Genomic DNA, 9,180 nt, shown 5'->3' on the forward strand with positions numbered 1-9,180 from the left:
CGCCGGCGGCTTGGGCGCCGCCGGGCGCGGGGCAGCCGGACGGGCCGCCTGCGCCGGGGAGGGCGCGGCCGGCTTCGCCGGGGAGGCCTTGCGGGCGGCGGGCTTGGCGCCACCGCCATTGCCCTGCTGCAAGGCGTCGGTCAGCTTGCGTACTACGGGCGCCTCGATCGTCGAGGACGCCGATCGGACGAATTCACCGAGTTCCTGGAGCTTGGCCATGACGACCTTGCTCTCCACACCGAACTCCTTGGCGAGTTCGTAGACCCGGACCTTAGCCACTTCGCTCCTTTGAGGTCCGGGTTGCGGCCGGACCGTCGCTAGTTCATGGGCGTACTCATCGCGTACTCATCGAGTGCTCATCGCAATCTCGACCTGCTTTCGACTCGCGAGGTACCAGGCCGCACGGGGTTTTCCGTACGACACGTCTTACGGTGCTGCCTGCTCAGCAAGATGCTGCCGGCAACTTTCTGCCTGCTCGACGTACTCGCGCAACGCCTTTGTTTCGAGCGGTCCCGGGACGCGGAGCGCCCGCGGGAACGCCCGGCGGCGTACCGCCAGGTCAAGACAGGCCGGCACGGGGTGTATGTACGCACCCCGGCCCGGCAGCGTACCGCGAGGATCGGGGACACAGTGTTCCTCGATCACCACGGTGCGCAGCAGTTCGATCTTGGCCGATCGCTCCCGGCACCCCACACAGGTGCGCTCAGGGCATACGCGGGCATGCGTCCGGCCAGACACGCTTAAGTCTACCTCCCCGCGGCAGCCTCACCCCTTTGGGGCAAGAATCGAACAGTTGCCGCGTATGAAACTGTCGTGATCTCAGCGACCCACGGCCGGGATCCATTCCCGGCCGGGGCCGTACGTCTCAGTCCTGCTTGCCCGCGGTCTGCTCGGTGTCGGGCCGGATGTCGATCCGCCAGCCGGTCAGCCGGGCGGCCAGACGGGCGTTCTGCCCCTCTTTGCCGATGGCCAGCGACAGCTGGTAGTCGGGGACCGTCACCCGCGCGGAACGGGCCGCGAGGTCCACAACCTCCACCTTGGACACCCGGGCCGGGGAGAGCGCGTTCGCCACCATCTCGGCCGGGTCGTCCGACCAGTCGACGATGTCGATCTTCTCACCGTTCAGCTCGCCCATGACATTGCGCACACGTCCACCCATCGGACCGATGCAGGCGCCCTTGGCATTCAGGCCCGATCGAGTGGATCGCACCGCGATCTTCGTTCGATGACCGGCCTCGCGAGCGATCGCGGCGATCTCGACGGACCCGTCGGCGATCTCCGGGACCTCCAGAGCGAAGAGCTTCTTCACCAGATTGGGGTGGGTGCGGGAGAGGGTGACGGACGGGCCGCGCACACCCTTCGCCACCCGGACGACGTACGACCGGATCCGCTTGCCGTGTTCGTAACTCTCACCCGGCACCTGCTCCTGCACCGGCAGGATGGCCTCCAGCTTGCCGATGTCCACGAGCACGTTCTTCGGGTCGCGGCCCTGCTGGACCACACCGGTGACGATGTCGCCCTCGCGGCCCGCGTACTCGCCGAGCGTCGCGTCGTCCTCGGCGTCGCGCAGACGCTGCAGGATGACCTGCTTGGCGGTGGTGGCGGCAATGCGGCCGAAGCCCGAGGGGGTGTCGTCGAACTCGCGTGCCTCCTGCCCCTCCTCCAGGTCCTCGGGGTCCTCCTTCGCCCACACGGTCACGTGACCGGTCTCCCGGTTGAGCTCCACGCGCGCGTGGCGACGGCTTCCCTCGGTGCGGTGGTAGGCGATGAGGAGGGCCGCCTCGATCGCCTCGACAAGCAGGTCGAAGGAGATCTCCTTCTCCCGTACCAAGCCCCGCAGGGCACTCATGTCGATGTCCACGGCTACGCCTCCTCTTCCTTCTTGATGGCCTTCTCGTCCTGGCGGCTGAACTCGACCTGGACCCGCGCCCTGGCGATGTCCGGGAAGCCGAGTCTGCGGGCGGTGGCCTTACGGCCCTTCACTCCGGGCACTTCCAGGTCGACACCTTCGTCGTCGACCTGCAGGATCCTGGCCACCAGCTCGCCGCCCTCGGCCAGCTGGAACTTCACGAGCCGGCCCGCGGCCCGCACATAGTGCCGGTGTTCCGTGAGGAGGCGCTCCGCGCCCGGGGTTCCGACCTCGAGGGTGTATTCGCCCTCGCCCATCGCGTCCGTCTCGTCGAGCTTCGCCGAGAGCGCACGGCTCACATCGGCGATCTGGTCCAGGTCGGCACCGGTGTCGGAGTCGACGACGACGCGCAGCACACGCTTGCGTCCGACCGAGTCCACCGCGATCTCCTCGAGGTCGAGTCCCTCGGAGGCGACGAGCGGTTCCAGCAGTTCTCGCAGCCTCTCGCTCTGGGTGGTGCTCATCCGGGTGACTCCTCGGCCGCGTGTGCTGTTGTGGGATGGGTCGTGTGTCAGGTCAAAGCGTATCCGGTCCCGGGGGGTGTTGCCGTCCACCTGCGCCGTCACCGGCCGGACCCGCGACCTGCCGAGCCGATGGCGAACGCAGGGGCGGGGCGCGGGTACGGTGATCACGGGCGAGGGCTCGCACGACCGCTCCCTGGCCGCCCATCCGTTCGCACCTGGTCATCGAGGACGTCTGCCGTGCCGTTCCCCCCGCACCCGCGCACCGCTCTGCGCAGAAGGAGCCTGCTCGCCTCGACCGCGGGCGCCGCGCTGCTTGCCGGCTGCTCCGGCGCCCCGGACTCGACCGCCACGGACGGCAGCCCCTCGGCCGCCGACCGGGCCCGTGCTCAGGCCGCCCGCGACAGCGAGGCGCTGGCCGAGCGGTACGCGGCCGTGATCGACGCCCATCCGGAGCTGGCGGCCCGGCTGCGGCCGCTGCGGGCGGAGGTCGTCCAGCATGCACAGGCATTCGGCGGCACTCCCGGCGCACCGGCGTCCTCCCCGGTCCCGGCATCCCCTTCGGCCTCCGCGTCGCCCTCGCCGACGGCGTCCGCCGTGCCCGCGGATCCCAGATCGGCCCTCGCCGGCCTGGCCGCCGCCGAGCGGGCCCTGGCCGACCGGCGGGCCGGGGCGCTGCTGGACGTGCCGGGTGAGCTGGCACGGCTGATGGCGTCCGTGGCGGCGGCCGGGGCCGCGCACGTGTACCTGCTGACGAAGGGCGACAAGTGAGCACGACCAGCAGCACGCCGAGGCCCGTGAGCGGCGAACTCGCCGCGCTGCAGGCCGCCTTGCGCGCCGAGCACGCGGCGGTCTACGGCTACGGCGTCGTCGGCGGGCGGATCGACCAGGCGCGGCGGGCGGAGGCACGGGCCGCGTACGACGCGCACCGTGCCCGGCGGGACGAGCTGGCCCGGTCCGTACGGGATCTGGGGGGCACGCCGGACGCCGCGGCTGCCGCGTACGCGCTGCCTTTCCCCGTGCCGGACTCCGCCGCCGCCGTGCGGCTCGCCGCCGACTTGGAGGAGCGGGTGGCCGGGGTGTACTCCGATCTCGTCCGGGCCTCCACCGGCGACCGGCGGCGCACGGCCGCCGGGGCGCTGCGGGAGGCGGCGGTGCGGTCGGTGAGCTGGAGCGGCGAGAGCGTAGCCTTCCCTGGTCTCGCCGAGCGGGCGGCGGCCACCCCCACCGCGTCGGCAACACAGCGGACCTGAGGCGTACGCGCACATCGCACGCGTGCGAAGCCGACCTGGAAGGGAACTACTCGCGCATGGCTATCGAACCGCCGCAGCGCCTCGTACGGACGCTCGGCGAGACGCGGCGGGACGGTGGCGCCGAGTGGCTGGAGAAGCTCCCGGAACTGGTCCGGCAGACGGTTGACGCCCGCGGTGTGACCGTGGAGCGGGTGCAGGCGCCGGGCGGCCGCAGCAGCCTGGTCCTGCTGGTGCGGGGGGCCGACGGCACACCTGCCGTGCTGAAGCTGGCGCCGCCGTGGGCCCGGCCCGAGAGCGAGCGGGCGGCTCTCGACCAGTGGGGAGGCCTCGGCGCCGTACGGCTTCTGGACGCGGATGCCGAGCGGGGTGTGCTGCTTCTTGAGCGGCTGCATCCGGAGATGTCCGTGCGTTCGCTGCCGGAGGCCAAGGCCCTGCTGGAGGCTGCGGGCACACTGCGGCGGCTGTGGGTGGAGCCCCCCGCCGGGCACTCGTACGAGACGGTGGCCGCACGGACCGGCCGGCAGGCCGAGGCGATGCGCGCAGGCGCGAAGGCCGATCCCGAGACGGCACCGCTGGTCGAGGCGGCGCTGGCGGCCCGTGAGGAACTGCTCGCCGCCCCGCCCGAGGAGCGGCTGCTGCACGGCACCCTCCGGCAGAGCAAGATCCTCGCCGGGGAGCGGATGCCGTGGCTGGCCGTGGGTCCCGATCCGGTGGTCGGTGAGTGCGCCTTCGACCTGGCGCGGCTGGTGCGCGACCGGGTGGAGGACCTGATCGCGACCTCCTCCGGTCCGTCGACCACCCGCCGCCGGGTGAAGCGGCTAGCGGAGTCGCTCGACCTCGACCAGAACCGGCTGCGCGGCTGGACGCTGTTCCGGGCGGTCGAGTCCGGGGTGCGGGCCCGCCGGGTCGGCCGCACTCAGGACGGGGAGCTGCTGCTGGAGTTCGCGAGCTGGCTGTGAGGCGGTGCGGGACGAGGCCGCCGCACCCCTCGTGACGGGGGCCTCGGATGTCGTGATGTGATCCCCGGACCTCACACGACCACGCGGCGACAGCCGACGGCCGCCGGTCCTCGACCGGCGGCCGTCGCGACAAAGGGTGGGGCCCGTCAGGCGGTCAGGCGGGCGATCGCCTCGTCCACCGTCAGCTCCTCGCGCTCGCCGGTCCTGCGGTCCTTCAGCTCGAGGATGCCCTCGGCGGAGCGGCGGCCCGCCACCAGGATCTGCGGCACACCGATCAGCTCCGCGTCCGTGAACTTCACGCCCGGCGAGACACCGGCCCGGTCGTCCACCAGCACACGCACACCGGCCGCGGCCAGCTTCCCGGAGACGTCGAGCGCCACCTCGGTCTGGAGCGCCTTGCCCGCCGCCACCACATGGACGTCGGCCGGGGCGACCTCCTTGGGCCAGCACAGCCCCTGCTCGTCGGCGGTCTGCTCGGCGAGCGCGGCGACGGCGCGGGAGACACCGATGCCGTAGGAGCCCATGGTCACGCGGACCGGCTTGCCGTTCTGGCCGAGGACGTCGAGCTTGAGGGCGTCGGTGTACTTGCGGCCGAGCTGGAAGATGTGGCCGATCTCGATGGCGCGGTCGAGCTTGAGCCCGGTGCCGCAGTTCGGGCACGGGTCGCCCTCCTGCACCACCACGACGTCCACGTACGCGTCGACGTCGAAGTCACGGCCCGCGACCACGTTCTTCGCGTGCATGCCCTCCTTGTTGGCACCGGTGATCCAGGAGGTGCCGGGTGCCACACGCGGATCGGCGACGTACTTGACCTTCTCCAGGCCCTGCGGGCCGACGTAGCCGCGGACCAGGTCCGGGCGGCCCGCGAAGTCCGCCTCGGTGACCATCTCGACGACCGCCGGGGCGAAGTGGGTCTCGACCTTGCCCATGTCGACCTCGCGGTCGCCGGGGACACCGACGGCGACGATCTCGCCGTCCACCTTGACGAGGAGGTTCTTCAGGGTGGCGGAGGCCGGGACCCCGAGGTGGGCGGCGAGGGTCTCGATGGTCGGGGTGTCCGGGGTCGGGATCTCCTCGGCGACGGGGGCGTCGGAGCCGTCCACCGGTTTCAGCTCGTACGTGATCGCCTCGGTGTTGGCCGCGAAGTCGCAGTTCGGGCAGTCCGCGAAGGTGTCCTCGCCGGCACCGGCCGGGGCGAGGAACTCCTCCGACTTCGAGCCGCCCATCGCGCCCGCGGTCGCGGCGCAGATCCGGTAGTCCAGGCCGAGACGCTCGAAGACCCGCTGGTAGGCCTGGCGGTGCAGGGCGTAGGACTGCGCGAGGCCCTCGTCCTCGAGGTCGAAGGAGTACGAGTCCTTCATCAGGAACTCACGGCCGCGCAGAATGCCCGCGCGGGGCCGGGCCTCGTCCCGGAACTTCGTCTGGATCTGGTAGAGGATCACCGGCAGGTCCTTGTACGAGGACGCCTGGTCCTTGACCAGCAGTGTGAAGATCTCCTCGTGGGTCGGGCCGAGCAGGTAGTCGCCGCCCTTGCGGTCCTTGAGGCGGAACAGCTCGGCACCGTACTCGTCCCAGCGGCCGGTCGCCTCGTACGGCTCGCGCGGCAGCAGCGCGGGGAGCAGCACCTCCTGGGCGCCGATCGCGTCCATCTCCTCGCGGACGATCCGCTCCACGTTGGCGAGGACCCGCTTGCCGAGCGGCAGCCAGGTCCACACTCCGGCGGCGGTGCGGCGGACGTAGCCGGCGCGGACCAGCAGCTTGTGGCTCAGGACCTCGGCGTCGGCCGGGTCGTCGCGCAGCGTCTTCGCCATCAACTGGGACATGCGCTGGACCGGTGCGTTCGCCATGGTTCTCGACTCCTGCTGCGAAAGGGTGATGGCTAGGAGGTTAGCCGGGCAGCCTGTGCGGGCGGTAATCGGTTAACGCCTGCGCAGGGGCAGCGTGGCCCCCATCACGGCATACGGCTTGGGCGCACTAGGGAAGAGCACCTGCCGCGCGAGGTCCACATAGCCCAGCGAGCGGTACAGGCCCCGGGCCGGGCTCTCGGTGTCGATCGCCGACAGGATCGAGCGCGGTTCGTCGGCGCCGTCCGTGATGGTGGTGATGAGGCAGCGGCCGATGCCCCGGTTCTGGAACTCCGGGTGGACGTGCAGCTCGGTGATCACGAAGGAGTTGTCGAGCCACTCGTCGTGGCCCTGGATCCGCAGATACGGCTGCACGACGGTGGACCACCAGTGCGTACGGTCGTTGGGCATGCCGTAGACGAAGCCGACGAGCCGTCCGTCTGCGGTCGTGGCGCCGAGGGCGCGGGCCCCCGGGTAGGCCATGTGCCGGATCACGATCTGGCGGCGCACCGCAATCTCGTCGGCGGCGAGCCCGAACGCGACGGCCTGCACGGCGAGCGCTTCGTCGACGCGCGCGGCCAGGTCCAGGGGACCGATCACGATGTCGTCGGGGGTGCGGTGACCGTGACCCGGAAAGCGCAGCATGCCCGGGAGCCTACAGGGGGGTGCGCATTGTCTTTGGAGTGCAGGTGGCCGGTGGTTTCTCGCGCAGTTCCCCGCGCCCCGTCAAGGGGCGCGGAACCGTTCAGAACAGCACGCTCATGAACGCGCCGACCTCCTGGAAACCCACCCTCTGGTACGTCCGCCTCGCCGCGGTGTTGAAGTCGTTGACGTACAGGCTCACCACCGGGGCCACGTCCGCCAGCGCGAAGCGCAGGACCGCCGCCATACCGGGGGCCGCCAGGCCCTGGCCCCGGTACTCGGGGGCGACCCAGACACCCTGGATCTGGCAGGCCCCCGGGGTCGCCGCGCCGATCTCCGCCTTGAAGACGACCTTGCCGCCCTCGTCGATGCGGGCGAACGAGCGGCCCGCGCCGACGAGTTCGGCGACCCGGGCCTGGTAGAGCAGACCGCCGTCACCGGCCAGCGGCGAGACGCCGACCTCCTCGGTGAACATCGCCACGCACGCCGGCATGATCGTCTCCATCTCGTCCTTGCGGATGCGGCGGACGTACGGATCCGGGGCCATGCCGGCGGGCATGCGGTCGGTGACCATGAGCGGCTGGTGGGGGCGGACCTCGCGGGCCGGGCCCCAGCTCGGCTCCAGCAGCCGCCACAGCTGGGCGGTGGGTTCGCAGGGGCCGACGATCGAGGAGCAGCGGCGGCCCGCGCGCCGGGCACGGTCGGCGAAGGCTCGTACCGCGCGAGGGTTCGCGCAGATCGGAACGAGGTTCGCGCCCGCGTAGCACAGCGAGGTGAGCATGCCGTCCTCGTACCAGCCCCACATCTCGCCGCCCAGGCGCCAGGGGTCGAGTCCCGCGACGTGGACCCGGGACGCCACGAAGGCGTTCGCGACCGGCTCGCGGTCGAGGACGGCGAGCGCGGCGTCCAGGTCACTCGGTTCGAGGACCCGGGTGGTGGTCTGCGTCAACACGTACGGGGGCCTCACCCTGGGGTCTGCTGATCTCCGCACTGTACCCGGCGTGCTGGTGCGGCGCCGCCCGATAGCGCCCGGTAAGTACCTCGTCACCGAGCAGCGAGCCCTATGAAGGCCGCCCAGGCGGCGGCGGGGAGGGTGAGGGTGGGGCCGACTCCGCGGGCGTACTTGGAGTCGCGTACGCGGACGGAGGTGGGACAGGGGGCGATTTCTACGCACTCGCCGCCTTCGCCGCCGCTATAGCTGGATTTGTGGCAGCTGAGGGCGACTTCGAGGCACTCATCTCCTGCGCCGCTGCTGTAGCTGCTTTTGAACCACGTCGGCTCGGTCAGGTCCTCGAAGTTCATGACTCTCCCAGCAACTTCTCTATGTGGGCCAGCGACTCACGTGGGGTCAGGGCTTGGGCGCGCGGAAGGCCGTACTGCTCCTCCAACTCCCTGACGCTCCGGCGGTCGGTGAAGAGACGGCTGCACGTGTGCGCCTCCACGTAGGCGATCCTGCGCCCTTTCATCGTCTCGATCAAGGTGAAGGGGCCACCAAGCGCGGCATGCTCCTCCAAGTCGTGAGGCACGACTTGGATCCGCGCCGCACCCCGGAAGAACGCCGGACACTGTGCCCTCCCCATCTCCTCGGCCAGCTCCAGCAACACCCCGTGCGCACCCAGGACTTCATCCGCACGTGCGATGAACCGCTCCCCCATGGCCGTCGGTTACGGCTCACCGCGCGGACAGACACACCCCGACCACGTACAACGCACGACGGTCCTGACTCACCCGCTGTTCCGGTACGGCTGGAGGTCTCCGACACCCGTACCGAGCGGCTGCCCGAGCTCCGGCCGCCGCGGGACCCGGCGGGCGACGAGTCCGGGCGTGGGCTGGTGCTGGTCGAGGCGCTCGCCTGCCGGTGGGGCGTCGAGCCGCGCAGCCCGGGCGAATGCGTCTGGGCGGAAGTACGACGGAGTCCCGCCACCGACGGGTGACGGGACTCCGGAAACTTACCCGAAATGGGTCAGTCGGCGACGGAGACGGACGGCTCGCCGGAGGCCACGCCGTCCTTCTCCATCTGCTCGGCGAGCTTCATGGCCTCCTCGATGAGGGTCTCCACGATCTTCGACTCGGGGACGGTCTTGATGACCTCGCCCTTGACGAAGATCTGGC

12 protein-coding genes and 1 pseudogene are annotated in these 9,180 nt (G+C 71.1%); 3 read left to right on the forward strand and 10 right to left on the reverse strand.

The window, feature by feature from the left end:
* The 4 genes from AAW14_RS38570 to rimP all read right to left on the reverse strand — a co-directional run.
* The coding region (locus AAW14_RS38570) for a translation initiation factor IF-2 N-terminal domain-containing protein (RefSeq protein WP_265569141.1) at positions 1-279 on the reverse strand (279 nt) is incomplete at its 3' end.
* Positions 280-426: 147 nt separating this feature from the next.
* On the reverse strand, positions 427-738 hold the full coding sequence (locus AAW14_RS38575; RefSeq protein WP_265569142.1) for a YlxR family protein: 312 nt from the start codon (positions 736-738) through the stop codon (positions 427-429).
* A 127-nt stretch (positions 739-865) separates the two neighbouring features.
* Positions 866-1,861: a transcription termination factor NusA gene (gene nusA / locus AAW14_RS38580; RefSeq protein WP_265569143.1), complete on the reverse strand. Its 996-nt coding sequence runs from the start codon at positions 1,859-1,861 to the stop codon at positions 866-868.
* A 2-nt stretch (positions 1,862-1,863) separates the two neighbouring features.
* Positions 1,864-2,373 (reverse strand): ribosome maturation factor RimP, encoded by a 510-nt coding sequence (gene rimP, locus AAW14_RS38585; protein WP_265569144.1) that lies wholly within the window; start codon positions 2,371-2,373, stop codon positions 1,864-1,866.
* 237 nt (positions 2,374-2,610) lie between these two features.
* On the opposite strand from rimP, the gene AAW14_RS38590 reads away from it, so the two are divergent.
* From AAW14_RS38590 to AAW14_RS38600, 3 genes are read left to right on the forward strand one after another with little or no spacing between them, the layout of a single operon-like run.
* A complete protein-coding gene (locus AAW14_RS38590) occupies positions 2,611-3,141 on the forward strand; it encodes a hypothetical protein (protein WP_265569145.1) in 531 nt (176 codons plus the stop codon).
* Entirely contained in the window at positions 3,138-3,623 is a 486-nt protein-coding gene (locus AAW14_RS38595) for a ferritin-like domain-containing protein (RefSeq protein ID WP_265569146.1), read from the forward strand. The genes AAW14_RS38590 and AAW14_RS38595 overlap by 4 nt, the downstream gene beginning before the upstream one ends.
* Positions 3,624-3,679: 56 nt before the next feature.
* The gene (locus AAW14_RS38600; RefSeq protein ID WP_265569147.1) at positions 3,680-4,582 is read left to right on the forward strand and encodes an aminoglycoside phosphotransferase family protein; all 903 of its coding nucleotides are present in this window, start codon (positions 3,680-3,682) and stop codon (positions 4,580-4,582) included.
* Positions 4,583-4,728: 146 nt separating this feature from the next.
* On the opposite strand, the gene AAW14_RS38605 is transcribed toward AAW14_RS38600, so the two are convergent.
* The 6 genes and pseudogenes from AAW14_RS38605 to AAW14_RS38635 form a co-directional block, all read right to left on the reverse strand.
* Positions 4,729-6,429 (reverse strand): proline--tRNA ligase, encoded by a 1,701-nt coding sequence (locus AAW14_RS38605; protein ID WP_265569148.1) that lies wholly within the window; start codon positions 6,427-6,429, stop codon positions 4,729-4,731.
* 72 nt (positions 6,430-6,501) lie between these two features.
* Entirely contained in the window at positions 6,502-7,071 is a 570-nt protein-coding gene (locus tag AAW14_RS38610; protein ID WP_265569149.1) for a GNAT family N-acetyltransferase, read from the reverse strand.
* 100 nt (positions 7,072-7,171) lie between these two features.
* Entirely contained in the window at positions 7,172-8,020 is an 849-nt protein-coding gene (locus AAW14_RS38615) for a GNAT family N-acetyltransferase (RefSeq protein WP_265569150.1), read from the reverse strand.
* Positions 8,021-8,112: 92 nt separating this feature from the next.
* Positions 8,113-8,370, reverse strand: a complete 258-nt coding sequence (locus AAW14_RS38620; protein ID WP_265569151.1) for a DUF397 domain-containing protein — start codon at positions 8,368-8,370, stop codon at positions 8,113-8,115.
* Positions 8,367-8,723 (reverse strand): Scr1 family TA system antitoxin-like transcriptional regulator, encoded by a 357-nt coding sequence (locus AAW14_RS38625; protein WP_322741171.1) that lies wholly within the window; start codon positions 8,721-8,723, stop codon positions 8,367-8,369. The genes AAW14_RS38620 and AAW14_RS38625 overlap by 4 nt, the downstream gene beginning before the upstream one ends.
* A 308-nt stretch (positions 8,724-9,031) precedes the next feature.
* Positions 9,032-9,180: pseudogene (locus AAW14_RS38635) on the reverse strand (4-hydroxy-3-methylbut-2-en-1-yl diphosphate synthase); the annotation flags it as partial.

The sequence above is a fragment of the Streptomyces hygroscopicus genome, assembly GCF_026168105.1.
GTDB classification, from domain to species: domain Bacteria; phylum Actinomycetota; class Actinomycetes; order Streptomycetales; family Streptomycetaceae; genus Streptomyces; species Streptomyces hygroscopicus_D.